15 protein-coding genes and 1 pseudogene are annotated in these 16,393 nt (G+C 73.9%); 1 reads left to right on the plus strand and 15 read right to left on the minus strand.

Translation table 11 applies throughout. The features are described 5' to 3' along the window. Window positions 1-86 precede the first annotated feature (86 nt). The 3 genes from AB0M46_RS30655 to AB0M46_RS30665 all read right to left on the minus strand — a co-directional run bounded on the left by AB0M46_RS30655 (window position 87) and on the right by AB0M46_RS30665 (window position 1,105). Window positions 87-413 carry an STAS domain-containing protein gene (locus tag AB0M46_RS30655; RefSeq protein WP_363341595.1) on the minus strand — a complete coding sequence of 109 codons (327 nt, stop codon included), beginning with the start codon at window positions 411-413 and terminating at the stop codon, window positions 87-89. Then, window positions 410-778, minus strand: coding sequence for an ATP-binding protein (locus AB0M46_RS30660; protein ID WP_363341596.1), 369 nt, complete (start codon window positions 776-778; stop codon window positions 410-412). The genes AB0M46_RS30655 and AB0M46_RS30660 overlap by 4 nt, the downstream gene beginning before the upstream one ends. A 63-nt stretch (window positions 779-841) precedes the next feature. After that, window positions 842-1,105 carry a hypothetical protein gene (locus AB0M46_RS30665; protein ID WP_363341598.1) on the minus strand — a complete coding sequence of 88 codons (264 nt, stop codon included), beginning with the start codon at window positions 1,103-1,105 and terminating at the stop codon, window positions 842-844. Window positions 1,106-1,484: 379 nt separating this feature from the next. Here AB0M46_RS30665 and rho point away from each other — a divergent pair. Beyond that, window positions 1,485-2,672 (plus strand): annotated as a pseudogene (rho, locus tag AB0M46_RS30670) (transcription termination factor Rho); the annotation flags it as partial. 21 nt (window positions 2,673-2,693) lie between these two features. Here rho and AB0M46_RS30675 read toward each other — a convergent pair. The 12 genes from AB0M46_RS30675 to AB0M46_RS30730 form a co-directional block, all read right to left on the minus strand. Beyond that, window positions 2,694-3,554, minus strand: coding sequence for a hypothetical protein (locus tag AB0M46_RS30675; RefSeq protein WP_363341600.1), 861 nt, complete (start codon window positions 3,552-3,554; stop codon window positions 2,694-2,696). Window positions 3,555-3,723: 169 nt separating this feature from the next. Beyond that, entirely contained in the window at window positions 3,724-5,550 is a 1,827-nt protein-coding gene (locus tag AB0M46_RS30680) for a hypothetical protein (protein ID WP_363341602.1), read from the minus strand. A 46-nt stretch (window positions 5,551-5,596) separates the two neighbouring features. Then, the gene (locus tag AB0M46_RS30685) at window positions 5,597-6,859 is read right to left on the minus strand and encodes a nucleotide sugar dehydrogenase (protein WP_363341604.1); all 1,263 of its coding nucleotides are present in this window, start codon (window positions 6,857-6,859) and stop codon (window positions 5,597-5,599) included. Between the two features lie 164 nt (window positions 6,860-7,023). After that, the gene (locus AB0M46_RS30690; protein WP_363341606.1) at window positions 7,024-7,740 is read right to left on the minus strand and encodes a hypothetical protein; all 717 of its coding nucleotides are present in this window, start codon (window positions 7,738-7,740) and stop codon (window positions 7,024-7,026) included. A 68-nt stretch (window positions 7,741-7,808) separates the two neighbouring features. Then, window positions 7,809-9,614, minus strand: a complete 1,806-nt coding sequence (locus AB0M46_RS30695) for a DUF4012 domain-containing protein (RefSeq protein ID WP_363341608.1) — start codon at window positions 9,612-9,614, stop codon at window positions 7,809-7,811. Further along, window positions 9,604-10,815, minus strand: a complete 1,212-nt coding sequence (locus AB0M46_RS30700; protein WP_363341610.1) for a glycosyltransferase — start codon at window positions 10,813-10,815, stop codon at window positions 9,604-9,606. Before AB0M46_RS30700 ends, AB0M46_RS30695 begins: the two co-directional genes overlap by 11 nt. Then, complete coding sequence (gene wzy, locus AB0M46_RS30705; RefSeq protein WP_363341612.1) at window positions 10,800-12,035, minus strand: O-antigen polysaccharide polymerase Wzy; 1,236 nt, start codon at window positions 12,033-12,035, stop codon at window positions 10,800-10,802. The genes AB0M46_RS30700 and wzy overlap by 16 nt, the downstream gene beginning before the upstream one ends. Beyond that, complete coding sequence (locus tag AB0M46_RS30710; protein ID WP_363341614.1) at window positions 12,025-13,365, minus strand: oligosaccharide flippase family protein; 1,341 nt, start codon at window positions 13,363-13,365, stop codon at window positions 12,025-12,027. The genes wzy and AB0M46_RS30710 overlap by 11 nt, the downstream gene beginning before the upstream one ends. After that, window positions 13,362-14,546: a glycosyltransferase gene (locus AB0M46_RS30715; protein WP_363341616.1), complete on the minus strand. Its 1,185-nt coding sequence runs from the start codon at window positions 14,544-14,546 to the stop codon at window positions 13,362-13,364. The genes AB0M46_RS30710 and AB0M46_RS30715 overlap by 4 nt, the downstream gene beginning before the upstream one ends. Further along, window positions 14,543-15,166 carry an acetyltransferase gene (locus tag AB0M46_RS30720; RefSeq protein ID WP_363341617.1) on the minus strand — a complete coding sequence of 208 codons (624 nt, stop codon included), beginning with the start codon at window positions 15,164-15,166 and terminating at the stop codon, window positions 14,543-14,545. Before AB0M46_RS30720 ends, AB0M46_RS30715 begins: the two co-directional genes overlap by 4 nt. Further along, on the minus strand, window positions 15,163-15,738 hold the full coding sequence (locus tag AB0M46_RS30725) for a sugar transferase (protein ID WP_363341619.1): 576 nt from the start codon (window positions 15,736-15,738) through the stop codon (window positions 15,163-15,165). Before AB0M46_RS30725 ends, AB0M46_RS30720 begins: the two co-directional genes overlap by 4 nt. Next, window positions 15,735-16,393, minus strand: a 659-nt coding sequence (locus AB0M46_RS30730) for a DegT/DnrJ/EryC1/StrS family aminotransferase (protein WP_363341621.1), incomplete at its 5' end; no start/stop codon positions are given. The genes AB0M46_RS30725 and AB0M46_RS30730, both read right to left, overlap by 4 nt.

Below are 16,393 nucleotides of genomic sequence, written 5' to 3' on the forward strand. Positions count from 1 at the left end.
CTGGAAACTCCCTGTCATGGTCCAGCTAACTCCTGTCCAGGTGCCGGTGCGGGGACAGTCCGGTTGCGAAATGGTTAGGTCACCTTTCACGCAGAACGCTCCTGTGGCAGCCCGAATTCCTCCAATACCCCGGTGAGCCGGAGCAATCGGTGGACGGCCGGACTCGTGCCGGTGATCTGCAGGCCGCCGCCGACGTCATTGTTGGCCGCGACGAGGACCTGCAGGCCGGTCGAGTCCATGAAGGTGACGGCGGTCAGGTCGAGGTCGACCCGCGACGGGCCGTGGGCGCGGATCGCCTCCCGCAGGACGGTGATCAGCTCTGGGGCGCTTGTCATGTCGAGCTCGCCGGAGGCGGTCACGGTGACCGTCCCGTCCCCGGAGGGGGTGGCCCGGGCGGTGAACTCGGTCGTCATAGCAGCTTGGTGACCTTCACGAGCAGGCCGTCGCCGTCGACGTCGACATGGTCGGCGAGACTTTGCACGACGCGGAGGGAATGCGCGGAGGCGATCGGTGCGTTGAACTTGTCGGTGACCGGCTCGCCGGGGTGAGTGACTTCAATCACACACTGCTCCTCGTCGACGATCGCCTGGACCTGAAAGGTCACACCGACCCGCACGTGAGCGATCACGTTCGCCCACGTCTCGTTGACGATCAGGGCGATATCTGTGCGAGCCTGTTCGGCCACGCCGAGGCCGGCCAATGCTCCGTCCAGCGCGTGCCGGAGCGCGTTCATCCGGTCGAGATCGCGCGGCAGGTCGACGGTCAGGCGAAGGTCCACAACTCAACTGATACCGCGTCGGCCGCTTTCGGAAACGTGGTCCTGGTGAACCGGGATCCGCGCTCAGCCGGCGTAGGCGAACTCGCGGGAGGCGAGCTCCTGATAGGCCGAACGGATCATCTCGAGCGCCCAGGCCATGCGGGTCGCGGCCGTCTCCGGGTACTCCCCGAACTCGCCCGCCACCCGGGCGGCGCACCCATTGACGCCGTAGCGGCGCAGCGTGCTGGTGACGGCGGCGCGCACCTGCGTCGGCGTCGGCTCCTGCGAGGCCTGCAGGACCGAGGCGAACAGGGCCTCGGCGCGAACCGTGTCGAACGTCGTGTTCATGTCAACCCCCCGGCTGGTGTGCTCCGTGACACCATTCATGGAACCGGCGACCCGGTGCCGCTCCGGGACCCGTTCGGGTGCCGCACGGTAGCGCGCCACGCCAGCGCGGGGCTTGCCCGCGGTTCAGGTTCGCGTTACCGTCGAGCCAGTCCCGCGGAAGTCGGCTATCTGCCGCCCGGGGACGCCCTTCGCCACCGCGTGTCACGCTCTCGCGTAGGAAGCCAGGCGGCCACCGCACACGCAGCCCATTGCACACGCAGCACAGTCCAGGTTCGTCGGCCAGCCAGGCGCGTAGCTGGAGATCCTCGTTTCCCCACGGCCGAACAGTCCTAGGAGGACGCATATGGCCCCAACTGATGTGTTGGAACGTACCGCCCCCAAGCAGAACCCGTCCGGCCAGGGCCGGCGCCGCACCCGCTCCACGCAGCGCAACCGCGACCACAGCCGCCCGGCCAACCAGCCACAGCCGCCCACCTCGGGCGAGGCCCGCGACGTCGCCGGCATCGTCGACGTCCACCGCGACAAGATGATCCTCCGGGTCGACAGCTACCTGCCCGGCCCCGACGACGTCGCGGTCCCCGCCGCGATGGTGCGTCGTTACGGCCTGCGCCACGGCGACGCGCTCACCGGCAGTGCCAACGGCGGCACCCTCACCCGGCTCGACACGGTGCACGGCAACGACCCCGAGTGGGCCCGCAACCGGCCCGAGTTCGCCAAGCTGACCGCGCTGTTCCCGCAGGAGCGGCTGCGCCTGGAGACCGGCCCGCGGCAGCTCACCGCCCGGCTGATCGACCTGGTCATGCCGATCGGCAAGGGCCAGCGGGCGCTCATCGTCTCGCCCCCGAAGGCCGGCAAGACGATGGTCCTGCAGGCGATCGCCAACGCCATCGCGAAGAACAACCCGGAGTGCCACCTCATGGTGCTGCTCATCGACGAGCGGCCCGAAGAGGTCACCGAGATACAGCGCTCCGTGCAGGGCGAGGTCATCGCCTCGACCTTCGACCGCCCGGCCGGCGAGCACACCGGCGTGGCGGAGCTGGCCATCGAGCGGGCCAAGCGCCTCGTCGAGCTCGGCCACGACGTGGTCCTGCTGCTCGACTCGATCACCCGGCTCGGCCGGGCGTACAACAACGCGGCCCCGGCCTCCGGGCGCATCCTGACCGGTGGCATCGACGCCAACGCGCTCTACCCGCCCAAGCGCCTGCTCGGCGCCGCGCGCAACATCGAGAACGGCGGCTCGCTGACCATCATCGCCTCCGCCCTGGTGGAGACCGGCTCGACCGGCGACACCGTGATCTTCGAGGAGTTCAAGGGCACCGGCAACGCCGAGCTCAAGCTGGACCGCCGGCTCGCCGACCGGCGCGTGTTCCCGGCGATCGACATCGACGGGTCCAGCACCCGCCGCGACGACGTGATCCTGCACCCGGACGAGCTGCTGGCCGTGCAGCGGCTGCGCAAGGCCCTCGGTGCCAACGGCCAACCGGCCACCGAGCAGCTGATCGAGCGGCTCGCCAAGACCCAGTCGAACGCGGAGTTCCTGACACTGCTGCTGCGCGGCCAGGCCTGACGGCGGGCCCGCCCGAAGGGTCTAGAGGGCCACCCGGGAGCGCATCAGCGCCTCCTCGGTCGGCAGCACGCCGAGCGCCGAGGCGAACGCCATCTCCCGGCCCCACGACGCCACGTCGGCCGGGGCCAGGTCGGTCACGCCCTCCATGGCCACGAGGTGGGCTCGGTAGGCCAGCCACTCGGCCGCCACCCGCATGCCCTGCGGCGTGTTGCGGTCGCTCCAGCGCAGCTCGACCACGAAGTACATGACCAGGAACACCGCGCCCGCGCCGATCAGCGAGCCGGTGATCTGGTCGGACAGGCCCGCGTGCAGCTGGGTCGCGACCCACATCCAGGACGCGAACATGCAGGCGGCCGGCACCAGCGCCGCGCCCAGCAGCGTGTGGCGGATGCGCCGGGACAGCCGGGGCCGGGACAGGCCCCGGGTGCGGGCCTCTTCGATCACCTCGCGGTAGAAGGCGCCCCGCCACCGGCGCGCCTCCGACCAGCTGCGAAATGCCAGGCTGGTCAGGGACGCCTCGCCGCCGACGGCGAGCTTCTGGACGCGGTCGAGCACCTGCTGCTCGTAGGGTGTCAGGCTGCGCCCGTCGCCCTTGCGCAGGCGCACCGTGGTCTCGGCCGGGTCGTCCCCCGGCTGGCGCAGCTCGAGGAAGCCCCGGGCGGCCAGGTCGAGCAGGGTGCTGTCGATGGCGTCCTCGTCGGAGCGCCAGCGGTTCACCATGAGGCTGACCACCGCCGGAGGCTCCTCCCCCGGCGGGGTGGTCAGCGCCGGACCGGCCTCCGGCAGCCGCGTGCGCGACCGCCAGAGCGTGACGGCCGTCACGACGACCCACACCGCCAGCGTGACCGGCACGCTGAGCTGCAGGAACGGGGGCCAATCCACGACGAACCTCCGGGCGGGCGGGGCAGGGGCACAGAGCGGGTTGCCCAACCACCCTAGACGGTCCGCTTCGGCATCCCGCGACCACGACCTTCCCGGCCGTGTGTCCGTCTTTCACCATTTCGTGGGATTTGCGCGGCCGATCGGGCCGCGCCCGGCCGGGCAGCTCGTGCTACCCCTTCGGCGGCAATGCGTACGTCACCGGCCCACGCGTTTGGGACGACCAGGACGGCGGGATGAAGAAGGCGCAGCCGTTCGGCGGCTGCACGCACACGAGCGCGTCCACCGTCTCCACGCCCGGCGCCTTCAGGTCCGGCTGCAGCGACTGCAGCGACACCAGGTCCCGGCCCTTCAGCAGCACCCACCAGGGGTACTCCCAGGTGTTGTAGCCCTGCACGATGCCCACCCGCCGGGCCCCGGAGGCGCGCACCGCGTCGGCCGCCCACACGTAGTCGGCCCCCCACTCCGGGCGGCGGATGAACCGCTCGTCCAGCCGGCTCGTGGTGAAGACCGAGCCGTGCCCGACCAGGCGGCGCGGCCAGCCGAACCCGACCGAGAAGGCGCCGGCCGCGGCCCCGCCGGCCAGGGCCAGCACGGTCAGCCCGGCCACCCAGCGCCGCCGGGCGGCGAGCAGCCCGTCGACCCACAGGGCGGCCAGCGGGGTGCCGAGCAGGATGAGGAACACGATGAGCCGGTTGCCCCAGGGCTGCCACTTGACCATGACCACGTAGGCGAGGACGGCGAGCCAGAACATCGCGGCGTAGAGGCGGGCCGGCGAGCGGCGCCACAGCAGGACGGCGGCGCCGATCAGCACGAGGGCGCCCTGCACCGGCAGCGAGACGCGGTCCTCGTCCGGGGGCCAGGACTCGAACGGGTACGTCTCGTTCCAGTACGTGATGTCCCGCCCGTCCGGGTCGACGCCGAGCGCGTGGGCCAGGCCGCGGATGGCGTCCGCACCGACCGGGCCGGCCGGGGTCTGCAGCGCGGTCTCGGCGATACGCAGCGCGTTGACCAGCACGGAGGCCGGGTCGTGGCGCTGCATCGAGATCGACCCGCGCAGGTGGGCCGGTCCGAGCGGGTTGTCGTAGGTGGTCTCGACGCGCCAGAGGTACGGCCCGGCGATCAGGGCCATCACGCCGGCCACGACCGCGGCGCCGGCGAGGGCCCGCCCGGCCGAGCGCAGCAGGGGGCCCTGGCGCAGCTGGGCGACGAACCACAGCACGAGCAGCGGGCCCGCGGCCAGCAGTCCGGTGGCCTTGGTCAGCAGGGTGAGGCCGGCCGCCGTGCCGAGCAGGAGCGTCGCGGGCCACGTGGTGCGCCGGCGCAGCTCGTCGAGGACGAGGGTGGCCACGCTGCCGACCCACAGGGCGACCACGAGGTCGGTCTGGGTGCTCGTCGCCTCGAGGACGACGATCGGGGTGGTACCGAAGATCAGCGCCGCCACCAGCTGGGCCCGCCGGCCGCCGCCGAGCTGGCCGGCGATCCGGGAGGCGATGAGCGCCCCGCCGAGGCCGGCCGCCAGCTGGACCAGGTTGTAGAGCCCGTCGCCGCCGGTCAGCAGGCGCAGGTGCAGGAGGATGTACTCCGCACCCGGCGCCATCGCCAGCTGCCGGTCGATGATCGTCGGGTAGAACTCGACGCTGCCCCGCGCCGCCCAGTGCTCGACCTTGGGCAGGTGGTAGGTCTGCGAGTCGAAGTTGTTGGGCGGCGCCACCAGGGCGACGACGAGGTCGGCCAGGAACAGCGCGCCGAGGACGACGGCGATCGCCCGCTCACCGCGGGCGGCCGTGTTCCAGAACTCGCGAATCTTCGGAACAACGGCCACGAGGCGCTTGCGTCCGAAGTACGCGATCGCAGCGGCGGCCAGGACCCACAGCGCGATGATCACGGGGCGGCGCAGCAGGCCCACGGCCGACAGCAGCTCGACGAGCAGCACCGCCGCGCCGCCGAACGCCAGCCCGGCGCGGACCAGCAGCAGCCGGGTCGGCGCGACGATCACCGCGGCAGGCTACCCGACGGACCTGGGTGCCGCGCATGGCTACCGCTCAGAGTCGCTCGACGACTCGCCCCTCGAAGCGGCTGCGGGTGTCGAAGATGTACTGCGCGTGCTCCTCCACCAGCCCGTAGTCGAAGTCGTCGTGGTCGGTGAGCAGCACCACCGCGTCGGCCGCCATCACCTCCACGGCGGTCAGGTCGACCAGGGTGACCCCGCCGAGCGTGCCGACGTCGCGCGGCAGCGCGTGCGGCTCGACCGCCCGCACGTCGGCGCCGAGGTCGACGAGCAGCTCCGCGACCGCCCGGGCCGGCGACTCGCGCAGGTCCCCGACGTTGCTCTTGTAGGCCAGGCCCAGCAACAGGATGCGGCTGCCGTTCACCGGCTTGAACCGGGTGTTGAGCCCGGCGGCGAGGCGCTGCACGACGTAGCGGGGCATGCCCTCGTTCACGTCGTTGGCCAGCTCGATGAACCGGAAGCGCTGCCCGACCTCCCGCTTGACCTGCCACGACAGGTAGGAGGGGTCGATCGGCAGGCAGTGCCCTCCCACGCCCGGGCCGGGGTCGAAGGCCATGAAGCCGAAGGGTTTGGTGGCCGCCGCCCCGATCGCCTCGCGCACGTCCACGCCGAGGTGGTTGGCCACGATCGCCAGCTCGTTGACCAGGGCGATGTTGATGTGCCGGAAGGTGTTCTCGAAGAGCTTGGTCAGCTCGGCGGTGCGCGGGGCGGACACCGGCACCAGGCGCTGGACGAAGCGCTCGTAGAAGTGCCGGGTGGCGGCCAGCGAGCTCTCGTCGATGCCGGAGATGAGCTTCGGCGTGTTGTCCAGGTGCCAGGTCGGGTTGCCCGGGTCGATGCGCTCCGGGCTGTAGCCGAGGTGGAAGTCGTCGGGGGTGCGCAGGCCGCTGGCGTGTTCCAGCAGCGGGCGCAGTACCTGCTCGGTGGTGCCCGGGTAGGTGGTCGACTCGAGGATCACCGTGCAGCCGGGCCGCAGGTGCGGCGCGATCTGCAGGGCGGCGTGCTCGATGTGGCTGATGTCGGGCACCCCGTCGGTCAGCGGGGTGGGCACGGTGATGGCGCAGGTGTCGAAGCCGGCGGCGTCCGCGTAGTCGTCGCTGGGCCGGTACCGGCCGGTCTCCAGGGCCCGGGCGAGGCGCTCGTCGGGGATGTCCTCGACGAACGAGAGCCCGGCGCCGAGCGACTTCACGCGGTCGGTGTCGGTGTCGAGGCCGACGACGTCGTCGCCCGCCTCCACGGCGCGGATGGCCAGCGGCAGGCCGACGTAGCCCTGCCCGATGATGACGACTTTGCCCATGATCATCCTATCCGGGAACCACTCGGCCCGCCGGGCGTGAGCGCCGACGGGCCGGGCTGGACTCGATCGTTGTGGATCTAGCGCGGTAAATGCGATGAAATTTCGTGATATATCGGATTTATCGTGGACGTGAATGCCCGATAAAGTCCGCTGGAAAGGCGGCGTCAGCGCGGGGCGCGGCGACCGCTGCGGCGGGCGACCAGGGCGCTGCCGACCAGGGCGGTCAGGCCGAGGATGCCCGGGATCAGGTCCGCGCCGTAGGTGCGGCGGTCCTGCTGGTGCGCGACCGGGGTGGCCACCGTGCCGGTCTCGTTGGCCGACAGCTTGTACGGCGACCAGCCGCTGCGGAACGGGCCGAAGAAGCCGGCCGGACGGTTGTGGCCGTCCCAGTGGCCGCGGTCACTGGCCGGGGCCCCCAGCGGGGTGCCGGCGAAGAAGTCGTCGCCCCACGGGTTGTTCCAGGGCTGGACGCGCACGGCGACCTTCAGGGTCTTGTGCGACTGCTTGCCGGTGACCTGGATGATCGCGTAGCCGGGCATACCCAGCCGCACGCGGGCCGAGAAGCGGCCCTGGGTGTCCGCGCGGCGGTCGCCGTTGACGCTCACGCCCCACGGGTTGTCGAAGCCGCCCGAGTTGCGGGTCACGCGGTACTGCACGTTGATGGCGATCGGCTCGCCGGCGATGAAGCCGCGACCGGAGAGTCGCACCGCCTGGCCGGTGGTCACCGAGGCCGCGCTGACCCGGATCACCGGAGCGGGCGCCGGATACGCCGCCTCGGGGGCGGCCTGGGCGTTGGTCGGCGCGCCGAGCACGGCCGCCGCGACGGCTGCGCCGGCCAGGCCGGCCAATGATGACAGCGCCGTTCTTGTTCGGGCTCGCATTGCTCTCCCTCTCCTCTCCCCGATCATCACCGTAGTCCCCCAAATCCCCTCGTTATGGGAAAACCGGACTATTTCTCGCATGCGCGGCCGGGTTGCAACCGGGTCGTCCAGGGGGTGATTCCGGGCGTCAATATCAGCCGCGGCTCGGCCGCCTCCTGGGCCGGCAGGGGGCCCGTCACCAGGTCCACGACGAGCGTGCTGTGCGCCCCCGGGGCGAGGTCGACGGTGAAGACCGCGACCTCGCGCCCCTTGTCCAGGCCGGTGCCGAAGTCGACCTCGGCGCCGTCCTGGCGCGCGGCGACGGGCGAGCCGCCGGTCGGGGCGTAGACCAGCACATTGGTGCGCACCGTGTAGTCGCCGGCCAGGCCCAGGCCGAGGACGCTGCGCGGCAGGCCCTTGGCCGGCGCGGTGGAGCCCAGGGTGATCGTCACCCGCAGCGGGCGGGCGCCACCGTCCAGGCAGCGGCCGGTCTCCAGGCTCACCGAGCGGGTCAGGTAGTAGTCGAGCTTGGCGCCGGTGCCGTCGTTGAGGAACACGCCGACGGACGGGTGGGCGCCGTCGTCCGCGGGCAGGGTGCCGGCGAACGGGGTCCCGGCGATCTCCGCCTGCTCCTGCGGGTGGGCGCTCCAGGCCAGCAGCCGCCGCTCGCCGGTGGCCCGGGACATCGCCGAGACCAGGCTCTTGCTCACCGGCACGCCGCCCATCAGCCGGTCGAGGACGGCCTTGGCCGCCCCGGCGAAGTAGGCATCCTGGTCGGCCTCGGCGGCGATCTCGAGGTACACCTCGGACATCAGCTGGCGCACGGCGGTCGCCGCGGTCAGCTGCCCGCCCGACGGCAGCGACACGGGACCGGTCGCGCCCAGCAGGTAGGCCAGCGCCACCGGGTCGGTCGCGAGCACCCCGTCCACGGAGCGGCCGGAGCGCTGGCGGTACATCTCGCGGATGAGCGCGGCGGCGGTCGGGAAGTCGGGCGTGAGGTTCACGTCGGCCGGGTACGTGCCGAGCCGGTTGGTGAACAGGTCCTCCTGGTCCGGGTCGAGCGGCAGCGCCGGGGTGTCGAAGTCGCGCAGGGTCTTGGCCGCCGTGCCCTGCTCGACGAGGCTGATCTTGCCGCGATCGGCCTGCAGCACGGCGAACGCGCCCGGCATCCCGCCGGTGGCCCGCACCTCGGCGAGATTCTGGAAGAGGACGAGGTACGTCCGCGGCCCCCCGGCGCCGAGCAGCGCCGGCAGCAGCCGGGCGGCCCGGGCGGCCGGATCGAGCAGCGGCACCACCCGGTCCAGGCCGTCGTCGACCCGCCGCACCGCGGAGCGCACCGGGCCCGTAAGCCCACCGGTGTCCAGCGCGGCGAGCCGGCGCTGGGCCGCCCGGGCCACCCCGGCCGCCTCCTCGATGCGCGGCGCCGCCGCGGCCACGGTGTCCAGGTCGGCCCCGCTGGCCCCCGCACCGGCGCCGGAGTCGCGCCCCATCGCGGCGCTCATCCCGTCGGCCGCGTCGAGCAGCGGCGGCAGGACCTTCGCGGCGAGGGCGTCCACGGCGTCGGCGACCGCCCCGACCGCGCGCAGGTCGTCCCCGGCCCCGGGCAGCGCGGTGCCGAGCCGCCAGCTCGGCCCGTGCGTGTCGTCCCGGGCCGCCCCGGTCTGGCGGCGCAGCTCGGCCGCGGTGACCCGGGCGGCCGCGAGGTCCCCGCCGCGCAGCTGCCGCTCCAGGTCGCCGACCAGGTCCGCGGCGCGCTGCAGGTGCGCGGCCGCGTCGGCGCCCACGATCGCCAGCCGCAGCCCGGCCCCGGCCAGCACCACGGCAAGCACGACGGCGGCCGCCACGATCTTGCGCCGGCGCGTGCGCAGCAGCTTCCTGAGACGTTCAGTCGGCACCACCGACCACCTCCTCGACTCGATCGGGGGCGGTGCGGACAAGCAGGGCGCGGTAGAAGTCCGCGCGCCGCCGGGCGAGGGTCTCGGCGGCGTAGTCGCGGGCCCGGGCCAGGTTGCGCCCGGACGCGGCGGCCATGGCGGCGGGGTCGGCCGCCAGGGCGGTGATCGCGCGGGCCAGCGCGCCCGGGTCGCCGGGCGCGACCAGCTGGGCGCCGCCGAGCAGCTCCGGGACGCCGCCGACCTTGCTGGCCACCGCGGGCAGGGCGCGGGCCATCCCCTCGATGAGCGCGCGGGGCAGGCCCTCGGTGCGCGAGGGGAGCACGAAGAGGTCGGCGTCGTCGAGGAACCGCCGCACGGGGGCGCCCCCGGCTACCGCCCCGGCGAAGCAGACCCGGCCGTCGAGGCGCTTCTCGCGCACCAGCCGCTCCAGGCCGGGCCGGCAGCGGCCGTCGCCGACGTGCACCAGGCTCGGCTCCAGGCCGGCGCGCACCAGCAGCGGCAGGGCCTCCACGAGCACGTCCACGCCCTTGTACGGCTGCTCCAGCGACCCGACGCTGACCAGCCGCAAAGCCACAGGCGCGCCGGTGTCCCGGCGGGGGCGCTCGACGAAGGCGTCCTCCTCCAGCTGGATGCTCGAGTAGGCGGCCGTCACCGCGCCCGGGGCGGCCGGGTAGCGGGCCTGCAGCGCCCGCTCGGTCACGTAGGCGACCGCGGCGGCGGCCCGGCACTGGGCGCGCAGCCGGCGGGTGAACCACCAGCGCAGCAGCGGGCGCAGCGGGTGGCGGATCGCTTCGGGCGCGAACACGTCGTGCGGGTCGCCGACGACCTCCAGGCCGAAGGGCGTCCCCGCCTTGCGCAGCGCGCGGTGCAGCAGCGCGCCGATCGCCGAGGGCACCCGCAGCAGGACCGCGTCGCCGGGCCCGACGGCGGCGCGCAGCGCGGCCCGCAGCCGGGGCAGCCGCCGCAGGTAGCCGACCGGCCCCACGTAGTGCGCCAGCGCGTGCACCTCGACCCCGTCGCCGTCGACCCGGGCCGCCCCGGGCGGGCGGCCGGCCACGTCGGCGACCCGGGCCACCACGCGCACCTCGGCGAAGACGGCGCGGTACCGCTGCCAGAAGTCATTGGCGGCGCCCGTGGTGGACCACACCCGCCCGTCGGGGGTGCGCACATAACGCTGTTCGCTGCTCACGACGAGGCGCACGCGGCCACCCTCTCCGCCCCGGCGTCGCGCTGCCCCGGCTCGTCGCCGGGCGCGATCCGGGAGGACACCAGCCGGATCACGCCGTAGAAGAGCGCGCCGTAGACGCAGGTCTTGACCAGCGACTGGCTCTCGCCGCGGAAGCCGTACATCCACGCGATCGTGAACAGCAGGCTGGCGTAGGCGTAGCCGGGGGCCCGATCGATCCGGTTGGCCAGCCAGCGGTGGACCACGGTCAGCCCGGCGAAGACCACCGGGATGCCGGCGAGGCCGAAGTTGACGTACGCCTCCCCGGTGAGCGAGAAGCCGTAGCCCGACGCGCTGCCGGGCGCGTAACGGTCGACCAGCCACTGGGCCAGCGGCGGCTGTGGCTGCCCGGGCACGAGGTTGACCAGCGCGTGCAGGTAACTGGCCCCGTGCAGGTAGGGCTCGGCCGACGGGACGTGGGTCATCACCCAGGTGTCGACGAAGAGCACCGAGCCCTGGTTGAGGATCTGGCCCGCGGCCGACTCGCCGGCATCGCCGCCCCGCAGGCCGAAGAGCGCGGTCGCGCCGAGCAGCAGCGCCGCCCCCCACACCACCGAGCGGGGCAGCCGGCGGCGCAGGACCATCTCGCGGTGCAGCACGAGGGCGAAGAGCACGAAGACGAAGTCGCGCTCGCCGGTGGCGAGGCAGTAGGCGGTGTACACGGCCAGGTTGAGCCGGTACGCGAAGCGGCCGGTGGAGGTCTCGTGGGCGACGAAGTACAGCGCGCTCGCGTACATCTGCAGCAGCAGGTAGTCGTAGTGGGCGGGGCCGGCCACGGCGATGCGGTCGAGCTTGGTGCCGGCCAGGAACGCCGGGCCGCCCCAGGCCAGCACGCCGAGGCCGTAGAGGGCGAGCACGGCCAGCACGGCGGGGACCAGCGGCAGCCGGCGGTTGGTGGGCGCGGTCCTCGGGTCGGCAAGGTCGCGGCGCTGGCGCACGAGCAGGCCGGCGCCGAGCACGCCGGCGAAGGCGAGCAGCAGGCCCAGGGCGGCCCGGCCGATGAGCGCCGTGTTGGTGCCGAAGTAGATGGTGCCGCCGATCAGGTAGCTCACCACCGGGCCGAAGCCGAAGAGGAAGAAGTACGCGGCGAGGTAGGCCAGCATGTCCCGCCGGCCCCCGGCGAACAGCAGCACGGGCACCGCGAGGGCGGCCAGGCCGACGCACGCCCAGGGCTGCGCCGCGAGGTCAAAGGGCACGACGCAGCACCTCCCACTTCAGGGCGCAGTGCACGGCGGCGGCCACCGCGGTGGCCCACGCCGCGCCGAGCGCCCCGTAGCGGGGCACCAGGGCGAGGGCGGCCAGGCCGGCGGCGGCGAGCACGGCCGCGTTCACCGCGAGCTGGCCGGTGAAGCGGCGGGCGGCCGAGAGGCCGGCGTCGAGCACGAAGCAGGCGCCGCCGACGACGGTGGCCAGGGTGAGCACGGTGAGCACCGCGCCGGCGCGTGCGGAGGGGGCGGCGTACTCCTCGCCGTACAGCCCGCGCAGCAGCCCGGCGCCGAAGAGCCCGGCCGCCCCCACGCCGAGCCCGCCGGCCACCGCCACGCCGAGCAGCGCCTGGTACAGCAGGCCGCGGAAGCCCTCCGGGGTGCCGTTGGCGCGCAGCTCGGTCAGGCGGGGCAGCAGCGTCTGGGCCACGGCGGAGAAGAACACGTTGCCGGTCAGCACGAGGTACCCGGCCGCGGCGAACACGCCGAGCGCGGTGGCGCCGAGGTGGGCCTGCAGCCCGTACCGCGGCACGTTCACGGTCAGCGAGGAGATCCCGGAGGCCAGGCCCAGCGGCAGCGCGGTCCACAGCAGGCCGGGCACCCCACCGGCGGCCCGGTGGGTGTGGCGCGGCGCCCGCGGGTCGGGGCGGTTGCGGAACCGGCCGGCGAAGGGCGCGCAGCACATGACCCAGGTGATGAGCGAGGCCGCCGCGGAGCCGGCCGCCGTCCAGGCGATGCTGCTGGTGCCGTAGAGCAGGGCCGCGGTCAGGGCCACCGTCAGCCCGCCGTTGACCAGCTGGGCGGCCGCGATGCTGCGCTGGTCGTGGTGGCGTTGGAGGAGGCCGAGGTAGATGTCGCCGACGCCGTCGAACGCCTTGGCCGCGCCTACCAGCAGTACCACCGCGGCCGGAAGGTGGAAGAGCACCACCACGGCGGCGATGACCAGCACGGCCGCGCCCATGGTGGCGAACCGGACGCGCAGGTAGCGGCGGAACGGGTGCTCGTTGTTCGGGTCGGTGACCAGGACCGTGCGCAGCGACAGCCCGGCCAGCAGCACCACCGGCGCGCCGACCGCGAGCCCGAGCGCGTAGTCGCCGACCATCGCCGGCGTGCCCAGCCGGGCGATGACGACCAGGACGAGCCACTGGCACAGCGCGTACCCGCCGTTGCCGGCGATGGCCCAGCCGACGTTCGAGACGAACGACGGGCGGACCGGGGTCGGCCGGTGCCGGGTGTGGGCCCGCGGCCGGCCGGTCCGGATTCTGCCGGCCCAGCTTCTGGTGGTCCGGGTCTTGGTGGTCCGGGTCTTGGTGGTGGTCATGTCGCGCCGGCTCGGCACTCTCGGCGCCGGCGTTCGGCGCGCTCCAGCACGTCGGCGACGGCGCGGGCGGCCGGGCCCTGCGCGAAGAGCCGCTCGGCCCGCTCCCGGGCGGCCTCGCCCCGGCGGGCCAGCGTGCCGGCCCGGAAGTCGGCGTAGGCCTCGCGCAGCGCTCCGGCCAGCGCGGCCGGGTCGTCGCGGGGCACCACCCAGCCCGAGGCCGGGTCGACGGTCTCCGGCAGGGCGCCCGCGTCGGAGACGATGCTCGGCACACCCATCGCGGCCGCCTCCAGCGCGGCGCCGTGGTTCTCCGACAGCGACGGCGAGACGCTGCAGTCCGCGGCGGCGTAGCAGTCGCGGACGTCGAGCACCGAGTCGGGCCAGTCGATCGAGCGGTCCGCAGGCACGTCGAAGCGCTCCAGCAGCCGCCGCTTGTGCGCGGCGCCGGCCGCGTCGAAGCCGCCGCCGAGCAGCACCAGCCGGGCGGCCGGGCGGTCGCGCGCGAAGTCCCGCCAGGCCTCCAGCAGCACCTCGTGGCCCTTCACCCCGCGGCCCCGGTGGACCAGCCGCTTCGGGGCGTAGACGTAGGCGACCATGCAGACCACGAACGTGTCGTCCTCGACGCACAGCGCGTCGCGGGAGGCGGCCCGGTAGGCGGGCGTGGGCGGGGCGAACCGCTCGACGTCCACGCCGTACGGGATGGCCGGGGTGCGCTCCGCGGCGAGGCCGAGCGCACGGTAGCGGCGGGCGATGTGCTCGCTGCCGCCGATGGTGACGTCGTCGAGCCGGCACAGCAGCCGCTCGATCGGGCGGATCAGGGGCGACTCCAGGAACAGCGGCCCGGGCACCATGTGCACCCGGGCCACGTCCCAGCGCAGCGCCGCCAGCCGGACCGCCAGGGCCGAGGCGTAGAGGTGGTAGTGCAGCACGTCCGGGGCCAGCCGCCGCAGCTGGCGGCGCAGCCCGAGCAGGCCCAGCAGGGTCGCCGGGGCCGGGCGGAAGCGGAAGTCGAAGGCGGACTGCACCACGTCGACCCCCCGGTCGTGCAGCGCCTTGCGCAGCTGCCCGTCGCTGCCCGGCGGCAGCACGGCGACCACCTCGTGACCGCGCTCGCGCAGCTCGTCGACGTGCGGCAGGGTCCAGCGGCCGCCCTCGGCGGTCTTGATCACCAGCGCCACCCTCATCGGGCCGGCACCCCCTTCACGGTCGATTTCGGCTCGACGTCGCGGGTGACACAGGCCCCGGCCCCGACGGTGGCGTCGGCGCCGACGCGCAGGCCCTGCAGCACGCAGGCGGTGGTGCCGATGAGCACGCCCGGGCCGACGTGGCAGTCGCCGGAGATCGCGGCGAGCGGGTTGACCTGCACGAAGTCCGACAGCACGGTGTCGTGGCCGACGGTGCTGTTCTGGTTGAGGTGCACGTGCCGGCCGATGGTCACGTTGGTGGTGACCCGCGCGCCGGGGAACGCCACGAATCCCTCGCCGAGCACGGCGTCCGGGCCGATGGTGGCGTCCGGGTGGACCAGCGTCGCCGCCGCCAGGCCGTGCAGGCGCAGGTCGTCGTCGATGCGGGCGCGGATGCGGGGGTCGCCGATGCCGATCACGTAGCCGATCGACGGGCGCTCGTCGCTCAGCCGCGAGCTCGGGCCGAGGAACGGCACCCCGAGCGCGGCGATCCGGTCGAGGTTGCGCTGGCTCGGCCCGTCGTCGACGAAGCCGCGCACCGGCTGGCCGGCCGCCCGCGCGATCATGAGCAGTTCCCGCCCGTGCCCGCCGCAGCCGACGATCACCAGCCCGTTCTTCATCGCCGCACACCCTGGAACTCGTGGGCCGTCGCCGCTCCCGCGGCCGTGATGCCGTCCCGGCGCAGCACCGTGCGCACGGTCTCGGCCAGAATGCGCAGGTCCAGCCCCAGCGACCGGTTGCGCACGTACTCCAGGTCGTAGGCGAACTTCTGCTCCCACGACAGCGCGTTGCGCCCGCGCACCTGGGCCAGGCCGGTGATCCCGGGGCGGACGTCGTGCCGGCGCCGCTGCTCGTCGCTGTAGCGCGACAGGTAGGACACCGGCAGCGGCCGCGGGCCGACCAGGCTCATCTCGCCGCGCAGCACGTTCCACAGGGCGGGCAGCTCGTCGAGGCTGGTCGAGCGCAGGAAGCGGCCGGCCGCGGTGAGCCGCTCGGCGTCGCTGCCCGGCCCGGAGCGCATGGAGCGGAACTTGACCAGCGTGAAGGGCGCACCGTGGCGGCCGGCCCGCTCCTGGCGGAAGAGCACCGGGCCACCGAGCGTGGCCCGCACGAAGACGGCGGTGGCCGCGATGAGCGGGGCGAGCAGCAGGGCGGCCGCCCCGGCGCCGAGCAGGTCCAGCGTGCGCCTCATCGCTGCTGTTCCAGGAACTCGGCCACGGCATCGAAGACCCTTCGCCGGGCGTCCTCGCGCATGCCGGAGCCGCTGGGCAGGTTGAGGCCGGAGGCGAAGAGCCGGTCGGCGACGCCGGTCAGCCAGGCGCGGCGGTCGCGGTACACCGGCTGCAGGTGCATCGGCTTCCAGATGGGCCGGGTCTCGATGTCCCGCGCGGCCAGCCACGCGCCGAGGTCGGCGGCCTGCCAGCCGGCCCGCTCCGGCTCGACCACGAGCGTGGTGAGCCAGCAGTTGGCGCCCGGGTCGCCCTCGCCCAGGATGCGGGTGCCCTCGGCGGCGGCGAAGAGCTTGAGGTACCGCTCGCGCAGCTGCCGCCGGCGGGCGATCATCTCGTCGAGGCGGGACAGCTGCCCGCGGCCGAGCGCGGCCAGCAGGTTGCTGAGCCGGTAGTTGTACCCCACGTCGCGGTGCTCGTAGTGGGCCACCGGCTCGCGGGCCTGGGTGGCCAGGTGCCGGGCCCGCGCGGCCAGCGCCCCGTCGTCGGTGACGAGCATCCCGCCGCCCGACGTGGTCATGATCTTGTTGTCGGTCGTCGCCTCCATCGCCGAGCGCACCCGCGACACCATGGCGTCACAGTGCGTGTCGAGCAGGGCGAGGTACAGCTCGAGCTTGC

This window comes from Dactylosporangium sp. NPDC051485 (assembly GCF_040682015.1).
GTDB lineage: Bacteria > Actinomycetota > Actinomycetes > Mycobacteriales > Micromonosporaceae > Dactylosporangium.